The 22,358-nt window shown below is 66.1% G+C and carries 19 protein-coding genes, 2 tRNA genes and 1 pseudogene; 4 read left to right on the forward strand and 18 right to left on the reverse strand.

Going from position 1 to position 22,358, the window contains the following annotated elements; genetic code table 11:
• Positions 1–18: 18 nt before the first annotated feature.
• From ACFPN9_RS30210 to ACFPN9_RS30230, 5 genes are all read right to left on the reverse strand, one after another.
• Positions 19–792, reverse strand: coding sequence for an NAD kinase (locus ACFPN9_RS30210; RefSeq protein ID WP_082735258.1), 774 nt, complete (start codon positions 790–792; stop codon positions 19–21).
• Positions 793–938: 146 nt separating this feature from the next.
• Positions 939–1,922, reverse strand: a complete 984-nt coding sequence (locus ACFPN9_RS30215) for an MBL fold metallo-hydrolase (protein WP_066725816.1) — start codon at positions 1,920–1,922, stop codon at positions 939–941.
• 128 nt (positions 1,923–2,050) lie between these two features.
• Positions 2,051–2,488 carry a hypothetical protein gene (locus tag ACFPN9_RS30220; RefSeq protein WP_156446677.1) on the reverse strand — a complete coding sequence of 146 codons (438 nt, stop codon included), beginning with the start codon at positions 2,486–2,488 and terminating at the stop codon, positions 2,051–2,053.
• A 113-nt stretch (positions 2,489–2,601) separates the two neighbouring features.
• Positions 2,602–2,676, reverse strand: a tRNA-Thr gene (locus ACFPN9_RS30225).
• A gap of 147 nt (positions 2,677–2,823) precedes the next feature.
• Positions 2,824–4,497: an MFS transporter gene (locus ACFPN9_RS30230; RefSeq protein WP_066725047.1), complete on the reverse strand. Its 1,674-nt coding sequence runs from the start codon at positions 4,495–4,497 to the stop codon at positions 2,824–2,826.
• Between the two features lie 297 nt (positions 4,498–4,794).
• Between ACFPN9_RS30230 and ACFPN9_RS30235 the strand changes: the two genes are divergently transcribed.
• Complete coding sequence (locus ACFPN9_RS30235) at positions 4,795–5,331, forward strand: hypothetical protein (RefSeq protein ID WP_066725050.1); 537 nt, start codon at positions 4,795–4,797, stop codon at positions 5,329–5,331.
• 12 nt (positions 5,332–5,343) lie between these two features.
• On the opposite strand, the gene rlmB is transcribed toward ACFPN9_RS30235, so the two are convergent.
• Positions 5,344–6,201 (reverse strand): 23S rRNA (guanosine(2251)-2'-O)-methyltransferase RlmB, encoded by an 858-nt coding sequence (gene rlmB, locus ACFPN9_RS30240; protein WP_066725052.1) that lies wholly within the window; start codon positions 6,199–6,201, stop codon positions 5,344–5,346.
• A gap of 186 nt (positions 6,202–6,387) precedes the next feature.
• On the opposite strand from rlmB, the gene ACFPN9_RS30245 reads away from it, so the two are divergent.
• Positions 6,388–6,472 (forward strand) — tRNA-Tyr (locus ACFPN9_RS30245).
• 561 nt (positions 6,473–7,033) lie between these two features.
• On the opposite strand, the pseudogene ACFPN9_RS30250 reads toward ACFPN9_RS30245, so the two are convergent.
• A pseudogene (locus ACFPN9_RS30250) lies at positions 7,034–8,104 on the reverse strand (recombinase family protein); the annotation flags it as partial.
• 377 nt (positions 8,105–8,481) lie between these two features.
• Positions 8,482–9,504 (reverse strand): hypothetical protein, encoded by a 1,023-nt coding sequence (locus tag ACFPN9_RS30255; RefSeq protein WP_067987527.1) that lies wholly within the window; start codon positions 9,502–9,504, stop codon positions 8,482–8,484.
• Positions 9,505–9,683: 179 nt separating this feature from the next.
• Here ACFPN9_RS30255 and ACFPN9_RS30260 point away from each other — a divergent pair, with 179 nt between their 5' ends.
• On the forward strand, positions 9,684–10,796 hold the full coding sequence (locus ACFPN9_RS30260; protein WP_377818181.1) for an AAA family ATPase: 1,113 nt from the start codon (positions 9,684–9,686) through the stop codon (positions 10,794–10,796).
• Here ACFPN9_RS30260 and ACFPN9_RS30265 read toward each other — a convergent pair.
• The 10 genes from ACFPN9_RS30265 to ACFPN9_RS30310 form a co-directional block, all read right to left on the reverse strand.
• Positions 10,785–11,627, reverse strand: coding sequence for a hypothetical protein (locus tag ACFPN9_RS30265; protein ID WP_067987520.1), 843 nt, complete (start codon positions 11,625–11,627; stop codon positions 10,785–10,787). The genes ACFPN9_RS30260 and ACFPN9_RS30265 overlap by 12 nt on opposite strands.
• Positions 11,628–11,691: 64 nt before the next feature.
• The gene (locus ACFPN9_RS30270; protein ID WP_156450745.1) at positions 11,692–12,894 is read right to left on the reverse strand and encodes an AAA family ATPase; all 1,203 of its coding nucleotides are present in this window, start codon (positions 12,892–12,894) and stop codon (positions 11,692–11,694) included.
• A gap of 8 nt (positions 12,895–12,902) precedes the next feature.
• Positions 12,903–13,844 (reverse strand): hypothetical protein, encoded by a 942-nt coding sequence (locus ACFPN9_RS30275; RefSeq protein WP_377818182.1) that lies wholly within the window; start codon positions 13,842–13,844, stop codon positions 12,903–12,905.
• 126 nt (positions 13,845–13,970) lie between these two features.
• Positions 13,971–14,867, reverse strand: a complete 897-nt coding sequence (locus ACFPN9_RS30280) for a hypothetical protein (protein ID WP_067990366.1) — start codon at positions 14,865–14,867, stop codon at positions 13,971–13,973.
• Between the two features lie 152 nt (positions 14,868–15,019).
• A complete protein-coding gene (locus ACFPN9_RS30285) occupies positions 15,020–16,021 on the reverse strand; it encodes a hypothetical protein (protein ID WP_377818183.1) in 1,002 nt (333 codons plus the stop codon).
• A gap of 123 nt (positions 16,022–16,144) precedes the next feature.
• Positions 16,145–17,065, reverse strand: a complete 921-nt coding sequence (locus tag ACFPN9_RS30290; RefSeq protein WP_067990719.1) for a hypothetical protein — start codon at positions 17,063–17,065, stop codon at positions 16,145–16,147.
• 118 nt (positions 17,066–17,183) lie between these two features.
• Positions 17,184–18,086: a hypothetical protein gene (locus tag ACFPN9_RS30295; RefSeq protein ID WP_156450897.1), complete on the reverse strand. Its 903-nt coding sequence runs from the start codon at positions 18,084–18,086 to the stop codon at positions 17,184–17,186.
• 208 nt (positions 18,087–18,294) lie between these two features.
• Positions 18,295–19,104 carry a hypothetical protein gene (locus ACFPN9_RS30300; RefSeq protein WP_067990725.1) on the reverse strand — a complete coding sequence of 270 codons (810 nt, stop codon included), beginning with the start codon at positions 19,102–19,104 and terminating at the stop codon, positions 18,295–18,297.
• On the reverse strand, positions 19,101–19,700 hold the full coding sequence (locus ACFPN9_RS30305; RefSeq protein ID WP_067990729.1) for a 3'-5' exonuclease family protein: 600 nt from the start codon (positions 19,698–19,700) through the stop codon (positions 19,101–19,103). Before ACFPN9_RS30305 ends, ACFPN9_RS30300 begins: the two co-directional genes overlap by 4 nt.
• Before the next feature lie 9 nt (positions 19,701–19,709).
• A complete protein-coding gene (locus tag ACFPN9_RS30310) occupies positions 19,710–20,168 on the reverse strand; it encodes a hypothetical protein (protein ID WP_067990732.1) in 459 nt (152 codons plus the stop codon).
• 309 nt (positions 20,169–20,477) lie between these two features.
• Here ACFPN9_RS30310 and ACFPN9_RS30315 point away from each other — a divergent pair.
• On the forward strand, positions 20,478–22,358 hold a 1,881-nt coding region (locus tag ACFPN9_RS30315; RefSeq protein ID WP_377818185.1), incomplete at its 3' end, for a DUF4238 domain-containing protein.

A 22,358-nucleotide genomic window follows, 5' to 3' on the forward strand; every position in this document is an offset into this window, starting at 1 on the left:
GGGCCGTGCAGCCTTTCCTCAGTAGCCGAACTGCTCGCGCAAAATCCGCTCGTCCAGACTGTGGCCGGGATCGTGCAGCATGACAAGGTCGACGCTGCGGTCGATCTCGATCCCGACACGCAGGACGTTGTCGATCTGGACATGGTCGGCAACCGCGCTGACAGGCCGCTTTCCGGCTTCCAGCACCTCGATCGTGACCTTGGCATGGTCCGGCAGCAGCGCGCCGCGCCAGCGGCGGGGGCGGAAGGCCGAGATCGGCGTCAGCGCCAGCAGCGGCGCTTCGAGCGGCAGGATGGGGCCGTTGGCGGAAAGGTTGTAGGCGGTCGAGCCGGCGGGCGTCGCCAGCAGCACGCCATCCGCGACGAGCTCATCGAGCCGGACCTGGCCGTCGATCGAGATCCGCAGCTTGGCGGCTTGGTAGGAGCGGCGCAGCAGCGAGACCTCGTTGATCGCCTCGGCGCGAACCTCGGTGCCGTCCTGGTCGACCGCATGCATCGAAAGCGGATGGACGACGGCGCGCTGTGCCTCGGCGAGGCGCTTGCGCAGGCCACGCTCGCGGAACTCGTTCATCAGGAAGCCGACGGAGCCGCGATTCATGCCGTAGATCGGCGTGCCCGTGCCGATGAAGCGGTGCAGCGTCTGCAGCATCAGCCCATCGCCGCCGAGTGCCACGATGACGTCAGCCGTCGCCGGATCGGCATTGCCGTAGCGCTCGGTCAGCTTCGCCAGGGCGGCCTGCGCCTCCGGCGTGTCGCTGGCGACGAAGGAGATGGCCTGGAAGCGGTCGGTCATCACGGGTCCTGACGGCATGCGCCGGGGCGGCGCGCGCGTGGCTTAGCACAGGCGGCCGCCGGATCGCGAGCCGGCCGGGACGATCCGCGGAACGAAAAAGGCCGGGGCAGCCCCCGGCCTTCACTGATCGCGGTGTCGCGAGGCGCTCAGATCGCCGGGCTCCACTGGACCGGCACCAGCTCGAAGCCGTTGCCGGCCTTGGCGATGTGGCCCGTGGCCGGGAAGGGCGCGTGGTAGAACGCGACCTGCATCCTGTCGGCGGAGACCATGTCGAGCAGCTTACGGCGGGTGGCGGCCGCCTGCGGCCCGTCCATGTCGAACACGGCCGACCAGTCCGGATTGCGCACGAACAGAGCGGGGTGGTTGGTGGTGTCGGACATGATCATCAGCGACTTGCCGCCCGAGGCCACCGCGAAGACGGTGTGACCCGGCGTATGGCCCGGCGCGGCGACAGCGGTGACGCCCGAGACGACCTCCTTGCCGGGCTCGAACTGCTTCACATCCTTGGCGACGGGGCCGAAGACGCGGCGCACGCCGCCGAAGGCGCCCTTCATGGCCTCGGGGGCGGCGTTCATCTTGGCATCGTCCATCCAAAAGGCCCATTCGGCGGCCGGGACCATGACCTCGGCATTCGGGAACACGGCCGTGCCGTCCTTCAGGCGGAAGCCGTTGATGTGATCGCCGTGGAAATGGCTGAAGACGACGGTCGAGACCGATTTCGGGTCGAGGCCGGCGGCGGTGAAGTTCGCCATCCAGCGGCCGGAGGTCGGGGCGCCGGAATCACCATTGCCGGTGTCGATCAGCGTGGTCTTGTCGCCGTTCTGGATGACCAGCGTCGTGAAGGAGATCGGCAGCGCATCGGCCGGCAGGAAGGCCTGCTCCATCGCCTTCTTGACGTCGGCCAGCTCGGCGTTGCGGACGAAGCCCTCGAGCGGGCGGCGGGCGAAGCCGTCATTGATCGCGGTCAGCGTGATGTCGCCGATCTTGTAGCGGTAGAAACCGGGTGCCTGGTTCACGGGAACTCCTTGGGCCTGGGCCGGGCCGAGCCCGGGCCAATCGAGTGTGGCTGCGGCGGCGAGGGCGCCGGCGCCGGCGATGACGGTGCGGCGCGACAGATTGAGATCGGTCATCGTTCTTGTCTCCCTCGGCTCGGGCGGAGCCGGTGACGGACCCTAGCGGGCAGCGGCGATGGTTCAACGCCGGAGCGCTGTCGCAGGGGCAGGGAGGGGGTCAAGTTTTCGTGAGGCGCGGGCGGCGCTCAGATCTTATCGCGTTCCGTCCCAGCGCGGGCCCGCGCAAAGGCGCGCAGCATCGCCGCGCAGAGGGCGAGGGCACCGATCGTGCCGCTGGCCTGGCATTCCGCGACGAGCGCCTGGAAGGTCGCCGTGTCCTCGCCGGCCAGCGACTGCAGGCTCCAGCGCCAGTCGGGCGCCTTCTGCCGGAGCAGGCCGATCGCGACGTCGATATTGGCGCTGGCGGAGCCGAGCGTCTTCCACAGCGAGCCTTCCTGATAGATGCCGCCGGGCGGCGTGCGGCGACCGACCAGATGGCTCGGCTTGCGCCGGACGTTGAAGCCCAGCGCCTCGTAGATGTCGGCGTCGAGGGCGCGATCCGGCTTGCTCGCAGCCTCGCAGCGATCCGCCAGGGCGAGCAGATGTTCTGGCCTGTGAGGGCTGGAATCGGTGGGCGCAGGCATGTCGGTCCGGTTCGCTTCGTTCACCCCGTCGGGCCGGCAGGACCGGCCTTCGCGTGGATCGTGGCTCCGGGCGCGCCGGCGGCGGCGTGTCGTCGGACGGCTGGAGCCGTGAATGGTGCCGGCGGAGAGGATCGAACTCCCGACCTTCGGTTTACAAAACCGCTGCACTACCGCTGTGCTACGCCGGCGCGGTCGATCCGGCAGGGCCGGACGCGACGGCCTAGCGGTTAGCAGCCGGGTCTCCTCAGGGCAAGCCGGTCGATAGGCTGAGGCGGCCAGCAAAATGGCCCCGCCTCGAGAGGCGGGGCCCGATGTCGTCGAGAAGCCAGCGAAGCTCAGTTCTCGTGGGTGTTGATGTCGCGATCCTTGGTCTCGGGCACCAGCAGCATGCCGATCACGAAGGTCGCGAGGGCGAAGACGATCGGGTACCAAAGGCCGTAATAGATGTCGCCGGTGCCGGCCACCATGGCGAAGGAGGTCGCCGGGAGCAGGCCGCCGAACCAGCCATTGCCGATGTGATAGGGCAGCGACATGCCGGTGTAGCGGATGCGGGTCGGGAAGAGCTCGACCAGCGCCGCGGCGACCGGGCCATAGACCATCGTCACATAGATGATGAGGATGGTCAGGATGCCGATGATCGTCAGCGACTGAACGCTCGTCAGCGCGCTGAAGAAGCCGGTCTTGACGATGCGCGCATCGCCCGGGGCCGGGTAGCCGGCGGCGACCGCTTCCTTGGCGACGGTGGCGGCGAAGGTCGCGTCGACGGCGAGTTCCTTGCCGTTGACCGTGACCTTGGCCGGGGTACCGGCCGGCGCCGGAGCCGAGGTGTAGACGATGGCCTGGGTGGCCAGCGTGCGGCGGGCGATGTCGCAGGGCGAGGTGAAGGTGCGGATGCCGACCGGATCGAAGACCGATCCGCAGGTGGCGGGATCGGCGACGACCTGCACCTTGACGTTCTCATGCGCCGCGGCGAGGCCCGGGTTGGCCGCCTTGGTCAGGGCGCCGAACAGCGGGAAATAGGTCAGCGCCGCGATCAGGCAGCCGGCCAGGATGACGGGCTTGCGGCCGATCCGGTCCGACAGCGAGCCGAAGAAGATGAAGCCGCCGGTGCCGATGATCAGGGCCCAGGCGATCAGCACGTTGGCCGAATAGAGATCGACCTTCAGGATGCTCTGGATGAAGAAGAGCGCGTAGAACTGGCCGGTGTACCAGACGACCGCCTGGCCCATGGTCAGGCCGAACAGGGCGATCAGCGCGATGCGGGCGTTCTTCCACTGGCCGAAGGCCTCGGTCAGCGGCGCCTTGGAGCCGGTGCCCTCTTCCTTCATCTTCTTGAAGGCCGGGGATTCCTGCATCTGCAGCCGAATCCAGACGGAGATCGCGAGCAGGAAGATCGAAAGCAGGAACGGAATGCGCCAGCCCCAGGCGGCGAACTCGGCCTCGCCCATGTTGACGCGGATCACCAGAATGACCAGCAGCGACAGAAGCAGGCCGAGCGTCGCGGTGGTCTGGATCCAGGAGGTGTAGAAGCCGCGACGGCCGACCGGCGCGTGCTCGGCGACATAGACCGCGGCGCCGCCATATTCGCCACCGAGCGCGAGGCCCTGCAGCATGCGCAGTGCGATCAGGATGACCGGCGCGATCCAGCCGATGGTGTTGTAGCTGGGCAGCAGTCCGACCAGGAAGGTCGAGGCGCCCATGATCACGATGGTAACCAGGAAGGTGTATTTGCGGCCGATCAGGTCACCCAGACGTCCAAAGAAGAGGGCGCCGAACGGACGGACGAGGAAGCCGGCCGCGAAGGCCAGCAGGGCGAAGATGGCGCGGGTGTTCGGATCGAAGGCCGAGAAGAAATGCGCGCCGATCATCACGGCGAGCGAACCGTAGAGGTAGAAGTCGTACCACTCGAAGACGGTGCCGAGCGAGGATGCGAGAATGACGCGCTTCTCTTCTCTCGTCATGGGGCGCGGCGCGCTCTTCGCCCCCGATACGTTTGCTGCCATGCTCATGGCGAGTACTCCCCTGCGATGACCCCGGCAGCGGGACGATCCGCGCTGCCCGATTGCCCACCGTCCTTGTTCGACGTGATTGCGGCGAAGGCGGAGGCGAAACCCGCAGGTCCGCGCTTCCGTCGGCGACACCGATGCGCTCGAAAAAGATCAAGCGCAATCAAGCACTTGGTCTTGCATCATTGGTTGTACGACGATCGTCTCAGACGGGGCCGGCGCGCGATTTCGCTTTGCAGCCGGGGGTAGGCGCCTATAGTCGGCGGCGGAGGCCACGAGATGCGGAGAAGGAGGAGCGCCATGTCGCGCGCCAGGATGATCTGTCTCGGCCTGCTGCTGACGGGCCTGTGGCTGCCGGCGGGACCGGCTCTCGCGCAGCCTGCCTTTCCCGCCGCGGCGTGGGCGAGTGCCGCTCGGCCGAGCCTCGGCCATCTCCCGCATCGCGGCGCGGCGATTCACCAGCGGGTGGGCGATCGTCGCTGGGTCCGTTCCGATGCTACCGCTTGGCGCGGCCACCATCATGGCCGGCATGGCGGCCGCGGGCCGCTGGCCGCCGTCGGTTACGGGCCGTGGACCGTGCCGGGCGGGGGGACATCCTCGCATGCGATCGAGATCGAGCGCCCCGTCGACCGTCATTCCTTCGAGCACATGCCGGTGCGGATGGGCATCGCGCGCTCGCCGACACCCGAGCCGACGCTCTACCGGCTCGAGGGACGGCACGATCGTCCGGCGACCCGCGTCATCCGGATCAGCGATCCCGAGCCGCGGCAGGGCCGGCGCACGCGCTTCGCCCATGCCGAGACCGGCGCGCTGCTGCTGATCGTCCCGGGCCGCTGAGGCCGGCCGGTCTCAGCGGCGCCGGCTGGCGGCGTAGAGCGCGATCGCCGTGGCGTTGGAAACATTGAGGCTGGTGATCGCGCCCGGCACTTCCAGGCGCGCGACCTGATCGCAAAGTTCGCGCGTCCGCTGGCGCAGGCCCTTGCCCTCGGCGCCCATCACCATGACCAGCGGGCGCGTCAGGGTCACGTCCTCGAAGGCGGTGTCGCCATCCGAGTCGAAGCCGATGCGCTGGAAGCCGCGCTTGCCGAGTTCATCGAGTGCGTCGCCGAGATTGCGGACGGCGATCAGCGGGACATGCTCGAGCGCGCCCGAGGCCGATTTCGCCAGCACGCCGGTGGCCGCGGGGGAGTGGCGGATGGTGACGATCACCGCCGCGGCGCCGAAGGCGGCCGCCGAGCGCAGGATGGCGCCGACATTGTGCGGATCGGTGATCTGGTCGAGCGCCAGCACGATCGCGTCGTCGGGCAGGCTGTCGAGATCGGGCGAGGGCAGGGGATCGCAGACGAGATAGAGTCCCTGATGCACCGAATCGGGGGTGAGCAGCCGGTCGATCTCGGAAGGGCGCACGATCTCGGGTTCAAGCGGCAGATCGCCGATCTCCTCCTGCAGGCGCTTGACCCCGTTCTCTGTCGCGAGCAGGCGACGATGGCGGCGCATGGGATTGCGCAGGGCCTCGATCACCGGGTGGACGCCGTAAAGCACCGCCTCGTCGATATCGCCGGGGCGGTGGTGCAGCGTGCCGTCGGCGCGGCGTGGACTGGTCTGGCGCGGGCCGTCACCGCGCGCACCCTCGCGGCGCGGCCGATCGCGGTCCGGCTTGGGGCGAAACGGTGCTGGCATGGGGGTTCTCCTGCGGGGCCGGCGCATGCCCTGACATGACAGTCCCGGCTTGACCAGCCTGGAATTGCCGATGTGCCATGGCATGACGATGGGACAACGGCTTTTTGGCGTTGACAGGGGGCGGCCCGGTCACCATAAGTCCGGCCGCGCCTGTCGCCGTCACACCAGTGACACGAGAGAGACGCCCGCGGCCCAGCCGCAGGCGGCGCAGGCGGGGGAATGTCCCGAGCGGCAAAGGGGGCGGACTGTAAATCCGCTGGCTATGCCTTCGCAGGTTCGAGTCCTGCTTCCCCCACCACTTCCGAACAGAACTGCGAACCGGCCCTCGGCCGGCGGCGTGGCTGCGCAAGTTCTTCTCGAAATTGTCGTTCTTGCCGATAACGCGGATGTTCCCAGGCTCGACTACGATCGCGTCGACGATGGCGCCGAGCCAGGCCTTGCGTCCTTCGATCGGCCCATTGGAGAGACGCTCGACGAGCGCCCGGCGGAAGGTTTCCACAATTTGAGAATCGAGAGCGGGTTGTTCGACCATAGTAGCCTTGGCGCGCTCGAGTGCGGCCGAGGCGAGGTCCCGCTTCTCCCGTAAGCTCCTCACACGGCTCTGAAGTGAAGGTTCGGTGGGATCGAGGATACCGGCTTCTATCGCGGCATAGACGTTTTGCAGCGCGTTCTCCGCCTCTGCGGCTTCCCGCTGCAGCTGAGCGATGCGCACGATGACCGATTGCTGTTTCGAGGCCTTGCGCTGGTGCAGGACAGCCAGAATGCCGGCAAGGCGATCCGGCGTGGTCAGCCATTGCACCAACTCGCTCATGACGCGGGCTTCTGCCAAACCTCGCCCTACCGGCTTGTTCCTGCACGCTCCGGCCCCTTTGTTGATGGAGCCGGCGCATTTGTAATAATGGTAGATCTTGCCATGACGGCCAGTGCCGCTGGATGGCGACATGGCCCTTTTGCAGCATCCGCAGTGAATCAGCCCGCCGAAGAGAGACGGGGCGCTGTCCAGACGGGGACCGCGGTGGCTCGGTTGCCGTTCACCCAGCTGGGCCTGCACGGCGTCGTAGGTCTCGCGGTCGACGATCTCTGGCACCTTGTAATCGACGATCTCGCGATCGGGATTCTGGTTGCCATGCTTGTCGAAGACGTTCCAGGAGCGGTCGCCGGTATAGGCTTCACGAAGCAGCATCTCGTGAATGGTGCTATGGTAGAATTCGCCACCCTTGCGGGTGCGATATCCGGCAGCATTGAGGTACTGGACGATGTTGCGCACACCCATAGGGCCCGACGAGCCGTCGCCTTCGAGCGCGAGACGAAAGACGAGACGGACGATGTCCGCTTCGACGGGGTCGATCTCGAGCTTACGCTTTGTCGTCCGGCCGATCGTTTCGGCCGCGACGGAGCGATAACCGAACGGGGCGGTCCCTCCGTTCGAAAAGCCGAGTCTGGCGGTCGCGGACATGCCCCGCATGGTGCCGACATGAGCGTCATGGGATTTGAGTTCGTTCGCGAATCCCAGTGCCAGTCGCATCAGTTTGCCGCCATCGCGCGCAACGATGTTCTCGGTCATGGAGCGCGTGGCGATGCCGTGCGATTTGAGATCGAGCACGGTCCGCTCCTGGTCCAGGAGATTGCGGAACGCCCTCGATATCGAGTGCACCAGGACGGCGTCGATGGAGCGCGTCCCGTCCAGGCAGCGTGCCAGCATCTTCTGGAATTCGGGGCGCTGCAGAGAACTCGCGCTTTCCCCGGCATCGCAATAGAGCCCGACCACCGTCCAGCCCTGACGTTCGCAATGGTCGCGCATCTGGAGCTCCTGCTCCTCGAGCGAGAGCCGGTTCTCGGCCTGCTTGTCGGTGGAAACGCGAATATAGAGCACGACCCGGTCGGGGCTGCTCGGAGCGTCTTCGGAAGCAGTGCGTCGGCGGCGGGCCATGTTCGATCCTATCGGGTGTTCAGGGCATCTAATGTCGAATTCGCCAGGATAAAGCCTTGGTATGGGGTTAGATCATCGGCCGAGTACCTGCATGACGATGTCGCCGAAATACTGCTCGAGCGCGTCGAGTTCCTCCGTGCCGATGAAGCCGGCGTCGATGTTTTCGAGGATGATCTCCCGATCGGGGAGGGCCTCCCCAGGGGAGGCAGCGGGGTACAGCGAAGGGCGGCCGCCTGAACCTTTGGTCCGGACCTCCTTTCTCTGTCCTTTTTCGCCCCGCCTGCCCACGTCTGCCGCTCCTGCCGAGGAGCGGGAGGCTGGCCGTTCGGCGTCGCCGCCGACATGAATCTAATTGGGACCGGCCGCTTTTCTTGGTTTCAGGGCTTGAGAGGCGGCAAACGAAAGGTCCTGCTCTCTCCCGGTCTGTCGCACAGGATCAGACTGCCGGTGAAAGCGGCGAGGCCGTAGGCCTGATCGATCTGCGCACAGATCCATTCGATCGCGTCGTGGATCAGGACGGTGTTGGGGAAGAACAGGACGCGCCACCACCACCGGATATTCGGGTCGGTTCGATGGGCCAGGAAATATCGCACCAGATCCCAGGTGATGAGCACGGGGCCCCCGCGCGACAGTCGCCCGGCGAACACGGCGAGATCGAACACGCGATGGTAGTCGATCGTCGCCGGCGCGCCGTGATAGCACTGCCAGATGCGTGACGCGTTGATGCCGCTGGCAAAGGAAAACTGCGTCATCTCCGTGATAGAGAGACGCGGCAAGCGGTCCAGCACATCGCGAGAGATGGTCTCGTCTGTCCGGCGCTTGTTCTTGTTGACCTCGACGAATGTCGTCCGCATGCCTTCGGCGGTCGCCTGAGCGGCGTTCCGCGCTCGGCCGACGAGATCGATGGACGTGACATGGGACGAGACCAGAGCTCGCAGGCCATCGGCATCGTTCACGGCCGCGAGCCGTGCGGCTTTCATCGGGACCAGATAGCCTCGATAGGCCGGATGGCATCCTGCGTGACGCTGGCGGACAGATCGTCGCCCCTTTGTCAGCAACGTGCCGATAGAGGAGGGGCCTGGCGCTGCCGAATTCAGCACATCTCCGAGAGTCCGTGGGGCTGCTTTGCGGTTCTTGCCGGCCTGCTGGCGCGCCTCGACGGCCTCGAGCGCCTTCACGACGCATTCCAGATCGGCGATCAGACAGGCCTGGACGTCATCAAGCTCGTTCTCGAGCTTGGTCCTAGGCCTCTTGCCCGATCCGCCGCCGGCATAAGGATCCGGCCCGGCTCGATCCGACGGTCGGAAGTGGACGGGGACGAAATGCTCGACCTGGCCGGTTCTCCGCAGGAAATCTGGCACCAGCCGCGGGATGCTTCGCCAGAACTCAGGCACGTCCATGACTCAACTCCACACGCGAATCACGCGCTGGATTCTACACGACGTGACGGCGAGCACGGAGATGCCTGCCGTTGCTACTGTGTTCGCGCGAGATATCTTCAATTTGACCAAATATTCGGGCTCGATCTTCAGCGCCGATGGGCATGCTCCTGCCGAAGACTTGCGAGAGATCGACAGGCATGACGCAGACGACGACGGGGGCGGGACAGGGCCCTTTCAGTGCTCATGAACTCAAGGGGCGAGACTTCGCACCGCTGCAATTCATCGTCGACGGTCTGATTCCTCTCGGGCTGACGGTGCTGGCCGGCGCGCCGAAGGTGGGGAAGAGCTGGCTGAGCCTGGATATCGCGCTGTCGGTCGCGAGAGGCACCGCCGTTCTCGACGAAAATGCTCATCGCTGCGCGAAGGGCGCGGTTTTGTACCTTGCTCTTGAGGACAACGACCGGCGTCTTCGCGGCCGGCTCGAGCAGATGCTTGGGACCGGCCCAGCCTGGCCGGCCAACCTGTTTTTTGAGACGGGGCCGATGGGGATGGATTTCGACGGGCTCGGGCGACTGGACCGGTGGGTCGCGGCGACCGAGGGTGCTCGCCTGATCGTCATCGACGTCTTCCAGAAATTTCGCCCGATCGGCTCGCAGGCCGGCTATCAGCAGGATTATCGCGATCTGACCAAACTGCATGATCTCGCGCGCGACCGGCAGATCGGCATCATCCTGGTTCATCACCTGCGCAAATCCGGGGGCGGGGACCCGTTCGAGCGGATCACGGGCTCAGCCGGATTCCTCGGCGTGCCCGACACGAACATTGTCTTGGACAAGGGCCGTGGCGGCACGCGGCTTCTCGCCCAGGGACGCGATATCGAGGAAATCTCGCGCGAGATTGCGTTCGATCCTCGCGCGCGCGTCTGGCGCCTGGCCAAGCCGCGTGCGGTCGACAGGCATCCCGAACGGGACCGCATTCGCTCGATTCTGCAGGCAAGTCCGTCGCCTTTGGGCGCCATCGCGATTGCGGCCCAGACCGGCCAAACCGTCAATGCCGTCAGCAAGATGTTGGGCGAGATGTTCGGCAACGGTGAGGTCGTCAAGGCGGGGTGGGGATTATACGCCGATCCGGCACGGCTGGACGCAGCCAACGGTGGTGGGGATGCTCATGGCGCTCCGAATGCTCAGAATTCTCAGAATGCTCTGAACGGTCAGAAGCTTCAGGATCGTCCGCGATCGTCCTCCCCGAACGACTACAAGCGGAGGGTGGACCGGGAGCGGAAAGAGAGGCTTCGCCTTTCAGGCCGCTGAGGAGCGCCGGGAATACTGGCTGCGATCGCGCCATTTGCCGGGCAGGCGCGGGATTCTGCCCATCACCCAGTCATGAACCAGGCGCTCCAGGATGATGAGGAGCCTGTCGGAATCCTCACCGTCCGGGCGGAAGACGTAGAGCTCCTCGGCCTTGTCGATGCGCGGGGTGCGGCCGAAGCGATAGGCGGTCCAGCGCTGCTGCTCCTCCGGGACGAGGCCGAGCATGGCGCAATGCTTGCGCCCGGTCGGCGTGACGAGGAAGCTGTTCAGACTGGCGTTGCGCAGCCGGTGATGCAGCAGCTTCTCGAAGACCCGCTTGCTCAGGTCGTGGGGCCGGCGCAGGGCGAAGAGATGGCCGTCGAGGCTGACCGGCGAGCCGGGGAGGGGCTCGTGGCGCGGCAGGAACTGCTGGAACGTCCAGTCCTGGAAGCCCGGTTCCCGCGCGTAGCCGCCGGGTTTCAGGACATGGGAGGCGTAGCACATCCGGTTCAGGGCCTCGAGCCTGCGGCGAGGATCGGCGAGTTCGGTCGCCGAGAGCTTGTAGATCGGCATGTGCAGACGGTCGGCGACGCTCTTCAGACCGCTTGCCCGATCGGGCCTGTCGAATTCCGCGCCGCAGCAGGCGAGATAGGGATAGGTCCAGATGCCGGGCCGATAGCGTTCGAGGAAGGCCGGGTCGGTGAAGGCGGTGTCGGGGAGGGGGCGGATGCCGGAGCCGCCGATCCGCGGCCACTGGGTCTTGATGTAGCAGGTGACGGCGGCGGCGCTGCCGATGGGCCGGATTCGGCGGAGGGGCAGCGGAGGCGTGCCCGGGATGGTGTTCGTCGTCATCTTCTTGGTCGTCTTCCGGTTGTTTCGTCGGCAGAGGTTTTCGGGGGCATTCCCGTTTTCACCTTCACTCCCGCCCGTCCTGCCTTTTCCCTTGGGGCCTAATGAAGCCGATCGGGTCCCTCGCGCCCCTCGTGTCGGCAATAGCCTCTGCGGCAGAGACATCGGCGACGATGAGATGGCGCCGCCCGGCCTGCGCGGCGAAGCCGAGCGCGAGGGTGACGAGCCGGCGGATGCCGCGCGGGTTCGTCCTGGCGAGCCGCGCCACGACCGCATCGTCCGGCAGGGCGAAGGCGTCGCCATGGGCTGCGATGATCTCGGCGGCGATCCGACGCGCGATCGCGCGTAGCATGGCGCCGTCCGGCGACGTGACAGTCACGATCAGGAACCGGTCCTGGATGAAGCCTGGCAGCGCATCGAGATCGTTCGCCGTCGCCAGTATGAGGCAGCGCGAGAGATCGAACGGCACCCTGAGATATTCGTCGATGAGCGCGGAGGCGTTCTCAGATTCGAGCAGGGCGAGAAGGCTGTTGTAGGGCTTCTCGGTCGAATGGGTGACGAACTTGTCGATCTCGTCGAGGACGAGCAGGGGATTGCCGGTCTCGCCGCCGAGGAGAGCCTCCGTCAGCACGCCCATGCGCGCGCCGCGCCAGGTTGTCGGATGGCCGATGAGGAGGGCCTGCGCATCCGAGTTGGTCGCGCAGCTGAAGGCATGCTGTTCGACGCCGAGCGCCGCGGCAAGTCGGCGGGAGAAGTGGGTCTTGCCCAGGCCCGGTGGGCCGACGAGCAGGATCGGCGGGAAGGCGATGCCGGTGCTGGAGATCATGGAGAGTGCGACGGCCCGCTCGACCAGGGCGATGATCTCGACGAAGCCCGGGCACTCCTCGCGCAGGCGGCCCAGACGCTCGCTGGTGCCTTCGTCCGCGACGACGAGGCGGCGCAGCGGTTCTTGGTGCACGAGTGCCCGAAGACGCTCGAGCCGGGCCTGCTCGTCACTGGAGGCGGACGACGCGGATGGTCCTCCCTCGTCGAAGGTGTCGCCAGACCCAGCGAGCCTGATCTGCTTGGCGACGGCCTCGTGGTCGAAGATCGAGATCGTCGGCCCCAGCGTAGGAGCGGTCGCGGACGGTTTATCGCGAGCAGGCTCGACCTGCTCTTCTTGGGCCATGCCATCGGGACGCTGATCGCGCAGATGGCCGAGCAGCCTCTTGCGGTCCAGGTCGCGCAGGGTCGCGACGGCGTTGGCGTCGTAGGCGGGAATCGTGCTCACCACGCGCCTCACAGCTCGACGCCGCCGAGGACGGTCACGAAGCGCCCGCCCTGCCTCGCGATGCGGCGGCCCACGCCGAGCGCAATCTCGGCCAGGGCCCGCATCGCGTCGGGGTCCTCGGTGCGCTCGGTGATCAGCTGCTCCACATCCATCTTCGCAACGAGGTCAGCGGAGCTGCGCGCCGGCCAGAGCCCGATCCGGCAGAGGCGGGCATAGGAGAGGATAAGCGCGCCGCGCCGGGCACCATACCAGAATGAAGATGACGGTTCGGCCTGCGACCAGGTTTCGATCGCGGCGAAGAGCTGTCTGACCTCGTCGAGCAGGATGGCAAGGTCGGGCGGCTCGTTGAACCAGTCCTCCAGCGCCAGCCCGTGTTCGACCTGATAAACATTCGGCGAGTTGCTATCGTCGTTGATCGCTTGTGGCAGGACGGCGCCGCTGAAGCGTCGGGAGGCCTCCTCCATCCCGGGCGGAATCCTCGCACCGATCACGAGGCGAGGATGGCTGTCGGCGAAAGACCGCCGCAGCGCGCGCTCCATCAGTTTCGGTTCGTGAACGCCAGCGCCGGAGCGATATTGCGCGCCGCGTTCCTTCGCGAGCATGGCCTTGGCGAAGTGATCTTCGGGCGAGCCCGCTGGCACCAGCAGCATCGCGATCTCGCCGGCATGGGACAGGAGCGCAAGCGCATTGCCGATGTCGACCATGTACTCCAGCGCCGAGGGATCGGCGTCGGCGAGGGTCAGGAAGCGCTGATATTCCTGGGCGTGAACCAGAGCCCGTTCGCGCAGGTCGAGAAGCGGCGGTAGCCGTTCGAGAAGAGCAGCATGGCGCTCGACGTCGTCCGGCATGTCCGGCAGGAGCCCCTCAAAGGCGGCGAGCTCGTCGGTGACCTGCACGCTGTCGGTGGTGAAGACGAGGTCGCGCAGGGGCGGTGCGGTGGTGTCGGTCATGGCCTTGAACCTGTTTCCCTGGGGTCGGCTCTTCCGCCCCTTCACCGCCTCGCGATCGCCATGCCGAAAGGCGCGCCGGGGAGGCGCGCCCTTGCGTTCTCAGCATCAGGAGCTGGAGCGCGCAGATCAGTCGCGGTCGGTGACAGTCCGCCCGAGCTCGACCGCCCATTCGATCGCGGCCCGCATGGGATCAGGATCGCGAGCGCGCGGCGCGATCAGGCCGAGGGCGGCTCGCTTCACGGCGAGGTCGTCGTCATCGAGAGCCCGGCACACGCCGATCCGGGCGAGCCGGCCATAGGCGAGAAGCTCCGCCCCCCGGATGGCATCATCGAGAAGCGAAGAATCCGCAATCTTGCCCTGGAGGCGCCGCCAGACATCGACCTGCCACAGCAGCGTGCGCGCGCCGTCGAACAGGTCGGAGAGGTCGACCGGCGTCTCGAGCCAGAGCTGCAGTGACCGGGCCATCGTGACCGGATAGGCTGCGGGTTCGCCTTCTGCGGCGCTGATGTAGTGCTCGGTGCAGATATTAGGCAATCTGGCAGGTCTCATGCCGTCCTCGCTGAGCGCGACGAAGTCGCCGCCGCACATCCGGCTGACGCGGCAGGCGAGGTCAGGGTCGGCCGAACGGCGGGCTTGATGGCGCAAGGCGCGCCGCAGGTCGGCGCGGGCGCGATAATCCGAATCGCTGCGCGGCGCGATCAACATCGTCGCGACATTGCCGGCATTGATCAGGATCGCCCAGGCCCGGACAGCATCGGATTTGAGGTCGTCGACTGTGACGATGCCGTCGCGAAGGGCTGTCAGCAGGTCCTGGATTTGTGCGGCATGGAAGCGTGCTCGCCCCCGGATCGGCAAGAGCGATGGGCGCTCGCGCCAGACCGAGGCGCACCGCCGAAGACCGGATTGATCCTCGTCGCCGAGGAACTCGAGAGACTCGAGCTCGTCGACGACGCCGACGAGCGGGAGGTCGGCGGCGGCCGAACGCCAGGCCGCCGCGATGTCCGGGTTATTGCTGATCTTCACAGGAATGCTCTTTCATGAGGGGTGATCTGCTCTCCGCAGCACCCTTCCTCCTGTCTCCCTTCCCCATTTGCCTGGACCAAACGCGAAGAGGCGGCACCGCGCGGCGCCGCCTCTTCCTGGCAAGTGCTATGGTGAGGTCACCTCGAGCTGGCCTAGACGATCGGAATCCAGTCCGGCTCGTTCACGACCGTGGCGGTGGGTCGCCAGCCATGAGCCGGCCATGCCGCCTCGGTGTAGAGATGCCGGACCGCCGCCTGCATGTGCGCGGGATCACCGCGGCTGGCGCGCGCGTTGACGACGGTGACGAGGCGCTCCTTCGCCTGCGCTTCCGGCGAATGCTTCAGCGCCGGCCAGATCGCGATCTGCGCCGCGGCCATGTAGGCCAGTATGAGCGCGCCCTCGCAGGCCCAGCGCAGTTCACGCGCGCCATCCTCCGCCTGCCGCGCCAGAACCCGCAGGCGATCGGCGATCGCGAACATCTGCTCGACGCGAGCGAGCCTGTCTCCGAAGGGAGGCTCCGCCTTCAGGAACAGGCCCCAGCGGGCGATCTCCCGAGGCGAGAGCAGGACGTCCCCGGCCGAGGGCGGGGACAGATCGACGAGATCGAAGTGCCGGATCGGCCACTGTGCCAGGCCCCGATCCTCCTGGGACGGGGCGGCGGGCCCCGGCGGCACGATCAGCGGGTCCACCGCATAGGCGGCGCGCTGAAGCCGGATCCGGGTTGCGCCCGCGGCATCGAGGGTCGCAGCCTCTCCACGCTCGGCATCGTCACCGTGGAGCACGCTGGCCTCCGCCAGCGCCATCTTGGCATGGGCGTCGTGAACCGTGTCGCAGGGCCAGATCGCGACGATCGCACCGCAGGAGAGCCCTGCGATGGCGAGCGCGACCCAGGCCCGGTTTCGCGGATCGGGGTGGTGGCTGCCGATCAGCAGCCGGCGAGCCTCATCGCCACAGCGCTTGGCGTCGATGGCAACAGCCTGAAGGTCAGGCGTGCTGCGGCGGAACGCGATGAGCTCCGACACCGAGGGATCGTCACTGATGCTTTCCGCGACCGCCGTCAGCGGATCGCGGATGGGCTCGGTCGGCCCGTCCTGGCCATTCGAATGTGCATTGTCGTGCGGCGCCAGCGGGCCGCGAGAGTCGTTCCTGATCATGTCTACATTCTCATGTGGGTTATAGCCCGATCGGCTACGCCCCTTGTCCCGCCTCGGAATCGCGAGAGGGCACCGCGGTCCGCGGCGCCCTCCCGGCATGCTCCGAGCCTGATCCAGCCGGGATCAGAGCGGCTTGAACCGACCGGCCGTCTCGGCCTGCATGCGACGCAGCTCCCAGAGGCGATCTGCCATCGCAGCGGCGAACATCACGATGTCCTTCAGGCGTTGTTCGACCAGGCGCTGCGCCAGTGCCTCGATCCGGGTTCGGAGGGGCTGGTCACCGGCCGTGACCGCGTCGATCAGGCAGGCCCGTGCGAGATCGGCCGCTGCCAGCAGGTTCGCGCCGTGGCAGGCGCGCTGAAGCCGATCGAGACGCTCGCGATCGAGCTCGGCATCCTCCTGGACCGCCTGCGCGAATCGGTCGGCATCGTCGAGCTGCAAGGCCGCACGCTCGACCAGGATCGCCGGCGAGGCCTGTTCGCGCATGAAGGCCATCAGGCTGAGACCCTGCTCCAGGCCGAGGACAGTCGGGCGGCCATCACGGATATCGTCCAGAGCGGGCACCGTCGCTGCATGGAATACCGTCTCGACCGCGGCGGGTTCGCCGATCTCGCCATAGACGAAGGCCTTACGAGCGATCTCCGCGAAGCCGGTATCGCCACCGACCGCCGCGATGACATCGCCGAGGACGCGTTGACGCGCGGCGAAGTCGACCGGCAGGCGCGGTGGTGTGAGCGCGACGGTGATCATCGCGGCATTGTTGAGCAGCAGGAGCGCGACCAGCATGTCGAAGAAGTACGCGACCTGCGCCCTTTCGGACGTGCCGGCGAGCGCGAGGAAGCGGGTGATCTCGACAGCGTGGCCGATGGCGCGCTCGGCGATCTCGCCTACTGGATGAACCTCGGCTGCAAAGCCGGCGTAGCCCTTCTCCGCACCCGCCGATAGCGACAGACGATCGGTGAAGGCGGAGAGGTCGTCGGTGACGCGCCGGAGCGGCAGGTCGAGCTCGATGTCGGCGAGGGAGGGAGGGGAGATGGTCTTCATGTCAGTCGGCCCAGTTTCTTGGGGGTGACAGCCACGTGGCTGCGCTTTCCCTCAGTCCTGGAATCGAGAAAGGCGTCCGATCCCGGACGCCTCCCTCATGTCTTGCTATCCGGCCGGCTCAGACCAGCTCGTTCCAGTCGAACTGCAACCGGTCGCGCGCGTCGTACGGCAGAGTCTTGATCCACGCCGCCTCGGCCGTGACGTGCCGGACTGCCGACTGCATCGCCGGAGGATCGCCAGCCTCGCCCCTCCTGTTGATCAGCGCGACCACCTGCTTCTTGATCGCAAGCGCGTCCCGGTTATGGACAGGCCAGAGCATGACCTGGCAGGCGGCGAGGTATGCCATCAGGCGGGCGCCCTCGGCAGCCACCGTCAGCTCGCTGGCGTTGGCAGGACCGCGCCCGGCGAGTTCGAGCAGGCGGTCACAGGTCTCGAACATTTTTGCCGCGCGCTGGAGGAGTCCGTCGAGATCGGGGGCAGACCGGGCGAACCGGCTCCATTGGACGACCTGCCGGTCCGCGAAGGCCGGCGGTCCGCCGCGCTTCGGCAGATGCTCCACGAGATCGAAGCGCTCGAGCGGCCAGCTTGCCAATCCGCGGTCCTCGCTCTGTGGCGCAGCCGGCGCTGGCGGCAACATCAGCGATGGTACCGCGAAGGCGCCGCGCCGCCAGCGAATCCGCCGGGCGGTTTTCGCGTCCATGCTGCCGTCGAAGTCCTTCTCGCGGCGATGCAGCTGCACGCCGGTCCTCGCGTCGAGCGCGAGCTTGGCTTCCGCCGCGTCGAGGTCGTCGGCCGGCCAGAGCGCGACGAGCGCGATCAGGCTGATGCTCATGATCTCGAGCCCGCCGCAGACGGACTCGGTGATGTCGTCGCCGCTCTCGCGCGCGAGCCAGACCCGGAACTCCTCCGAATGCAGATTCTTGGCATTCCGCGCGGCATTCTTGAGATCGATCGGCTGGCGCCTGAACGCTACCAGCTCGGCGACGCTCGGATCATCGCCGGCGGCGATCTCCATCGCCACCGTGATCGGATCGCGCAGGGTGATTTCCGCCGGCTCGTCGATCGCCCTGCTGGCGCACGGGGCGAGCGAGCGGCCGCCCTCATTCTTCCTGGTCATCTTGGGTACTTTCATCGGGGTTACAGCCATCCCGGCTGCGCTTCCCTCTCGATCCCAACATGGAAAAGGCGCCCGGTCGGGGCGCCTTCGTCGTCAGGGCAGATGGCTTCCGTCAGACCGCCAGCTGGAAGTACTGGCTGCGTTGGCGGAGCCACCGGTCGATTTCATCGAGATGGGTGCGGCGGCCGACCTCGTCCTCGGCAAGCCCGGCACGCAGCTCGCCGACCTGCCGCAGCGCCATCGGCAAGGTCAGCCACGGCACCGCGGCCTCGGTGGTCAGGCGCTCGCGCAGCCAGGCCTGCCCCTTCTGCCAGGCGACCGGGGACATGTCCTGCGACGCCTCCAGCAGCATCAACCGATTTGCAAAGGCTTTCAGCCGCTCGTCTCGAAACTGTGCCGCAATGGCCGGGCGATCCTGCCAGGGCGAAGCGTGCCAGCGGGCGCTCAGCCGGGCATCCTCGGTTGAGAGGAATCCGCCACCGTAGAGGCTCGCCTCCGGATAGGGCGACGGCTCGCGATCGGCGAAGCGATTTGCCATTGCGGCAGCGAGGCTAGACCGGAATCCGGCGTGGTCGCGGACATATGCCGCCCGCTCGTGGTAGAGTACGTCATCGCGGAGGTCCGGCGGCAGGGCGTGGCAGCCCTGCGCATAGGCCAGCAGGATCGGCTGGGCATTGGTCCGCACTAGCCTGACCGGGCGCGGGCCTGGGCCGGAGAGGAGCTTTGCGATCTCCTCCGCGCTGCCGTTGAGATAGCTTGCCGGGTCGATGGTCAGGTCGACCGTCGCCCAGGAGGTCGCGACCGTCGGGTTCGGCGTGATGCCGACGATCGGGCTCAGCTTCGAGGCGCCGCCAAGGAGCAGGACTTCGCCGCCGGCGAGCATCCGGTTCGGGGTGGCCTTGTCGGCGTTGTCGAGCATCATCGCGACCGCTGCGGGCGCGACCTGGCGCAGGTGCCGGAACAGGGCGAGCGTCGCTCGCGTATCCGCCAGGGCGTCATGCGCCTCATCCTCGGCCAGCGCGATGCCGTTCGACCTGCAGATATCGCCGAGCTTGAAGCTCGGTTTGCCGATCGGGTTATGGGCACGGTGATGGCCTGGGGCTCCAGCATTGCTACCGCCCTGACCATGGTCAACAGGTCGGCCCGGCGATGACCGCCAAGCTGGGTCGCGTACGGCGGCAAGAGATGCGTGAAGAACGCGTGCCGCAGCATCTCCTCGTCGAACCGGATCGTGTTGTAGCCGATCACGGTCGACGGCGCCCAGGCAGACAGCGCCTTTGCGATGGCGATGAGCATTTCCGTGCTCGACATCGGCGCCTGCTCGAGCTGAGCCGGGCCGATGCCGGTGGTGAACAGCGCGCCCGGCGCCGGCACGATATGGGCCGGAAGCCGGCAGCGCAGCGAGAGCTCGCTGAGCGGCTGGAGGTTGTCGTCGCAGTGGATCAGCGCCGCCTGAAGCGGTACGTTCCACTGCGGCGCCAGGCCGGAGGTTTCGAGGTCGTAGACGATATAGGACATGGCCGCCTCTCAGTGCCGGCTCGTCGTGGCGGCATCGATCGGCCGCTTTCTGAGATTGATGCCGAGCCTGCGCGCGTCGACATGCATGGCGGTCTCGACCATGACCGCCGCATGCGAGCGGCGCATCTCGTCCTCCTGGAAGATCATTGCCTCATAGGTCGTGATCTTGCGCTCGAGGTCCTCCTCACTCCGGGCCGGCGGCTCGGCGACCATGAATGCGAAGAAGCGGGCCTGAGCCCTCGCGCCTTCGGCAAGCTGCCGGCCGTTGAGGCCGGCGAATTCGGGATGGATCCGATCGCCTTCCTGCTCCAGCAGCATCGCATGGGCCGTCGAGAGCTGCCACAGCATGAAGTAGCGGGCGCCGTTGTTGCCCAGTTGCGCATAGGTGCGCTCGTATCGTCCCAGATCCGCGGCCGTCGGCCGTGCCTCGTCATCGGCGGCAAACGTCGCTCCATTAATCCTGCTCATCAAATCACCCGTGCTGGAATGACCCGGAACGGCGCGTCGGCTCAGATTCCCGGGGGTTCCCAGACATGGGTTCCGAAATTCGCCTGTCTCCTCCTATATGGACTGATCTAAAGCTGCGCGTTCGGCTCAAGCGAAGGCGCTAACCTAGCCCATTCCCGACGTCTGGAGCGCCCGCTTTCGGATAACCGCTAGAGGATCCGGCAAGGCCGATGTCTCACCGTGGCAAAGGTTCTGTGAATTGCAGGCGCGGCCGAGCCCGTGCTGCGCAGCGGCTTGGTATGGTTGCGTTGCGATCCTGCGAGAGTGGCGATGTCCAAAACAAGAAACAATCACTACGTCCCGCAGTGGTATCAGGCGGGGTTCTTCGAGCCCGGTCGCTCGTCGCTCGCATTCCTGGACATGACGCCTGACCGGAAGGTTCTGCCGGATGGGCGCATCATCGTTCCAAACGGGGTGTGGAACGATACGCCAACCTCAAGGGCTTTCTGTCAGAAGGATCTTTACTCGACCTTCTTTGGAACGTCGGTCAACGACGAGATCGAGCGGCGTTTGTTCGGGGACATTGATGGCCGGGGCTCTCAGGCGGTGCGGGCTTTTTCTGGCACCGACATGGCTGAGTGGCACAAGCACTTCCAGACCTTCTTCGAGTATCTCGATATCCAGAAAATCAGAACGCCGAAGGGCCTGGACTGGCTGAAAGTTCATTATCCGAGCCTCTCGCAGAACGAACTGATGTTCGAAATGCAGGAGATCCGGAACTTGCACTGCACTATCTGGGTTGGAGGTGTCCGCGAGATCGTCTCGGCCGAAAATTCCGAGGTGAAGTTCATCTTCAGCGACCACCCGGTGACGATCTACAACCACTCGGTCCCGCCGACGCACCCGCTCGCCGCCTATCCGCGGGATCCCGGCATTGAGCTGAAGGCGTCTCAAACGATTTTTCCGCTGAATCGAGACTTCTGCCTGATTCTATCGAACCTGGAGTACGCGCAGAATCCAGCCGCAAAACCGCTGGAGAAAAGGACGTTTGCCCGGAACTTTCGGCAGATGATGGCTAGGATTGACGCCTTCATTCGCAGCCGGCAGCTCACGGCGGAGGAAGTCACGCAGATCAACTTCGTCCTGAAGTCCCGTGCGCGCCGTTACGTAGGAGGAGGCCGTAAGGATTGGCTCTACCCCGAAAAGTCGGTCTCTCAAAAGTGGGGGGATCTGAGGACGACGTTTCAGCCGCCAGCGAACAAGCTCCATCAATTCGGTGGCGAGATGTTCGTGAAGTACGAAAGTGGGCATGTCCACTATCAGGATCAATTCGGCCGGACCGAGAAGCCGCGCGACTTCCTGCTAAAGCCAGCGCCAGGGAAGCCGCTCCGCCCGAGTGATATCTGTGGCTGCGGGTCGGGAAATTCATTCAAGGCGTGTTGCCAGCTCAAGCCCGAAGCGCTGCGCCCTTCCTGGCAGGAACGCAGCATACGCGAACGAAACCTCATACTGCGGAACGGGATCGTCGATATCCTGGGGCTCAATGGCGAAAGGGATTGGATCCAAGTCCGACGCGAGCTGACGGACGAGAAGATTCGAAGGATCTATTCCCTGTACGAAGGCCTATGGCCGCTAGAAACGGATCTGCTCGCCCTCCTACCCAAGCCAGACGGTGTGGCTCGCGCGGTTTACACAGGCGCGATCGACCCCCGCTCGATCTCCAAATTCGCACTAGCCGCACCGCTGTATTTTGGTGAGCTGATCGTCGCGCACCCGTTCATCAATTCAGCCGCCATGGCGAAAAAGTTCCGGCCGACCGAACATCCCGGGCTCTACCGCCAGGATGTGCTGAAGAGCATCATCTTCTTCCTCGAGATTATGCCCCTTGTGGAGCTCGGCCTCGTCAACCTCATCCCGGACCCTTGTGATTTCGATTTCCACCTGCGCGAACAAATGTGGAAAATGTCGAAAATCCGAGCGGCCCGAATGCGGTTCGATCTCGATAGCGAACCTCGCCTGAAAAAGCACATGGACGAAGACAGGCAGCGCATCTTGATGTCGATGCCTGCAGACATGCTGCGCCTCCAGATTCTTAAGCACAACCCCGAGATGTGCAGATTCCGACGCGACCGGCCGGGTAATCCAATAATTAACCGGCCACTGTTCCGAGAATTAACCGGTCGGGATTCCGAGAATTATCCGGCCAGGGCG

The sequence above is a fragment of the Allobosea massiliensis genome, from assembly GCF_042655245.1.
GTDB lineage: Bacteria > Pseudomonadota > Alphaproteobacteria > Rhizobiales > Beijerinckiaceae > Allobosea > Allobosea massiliensis.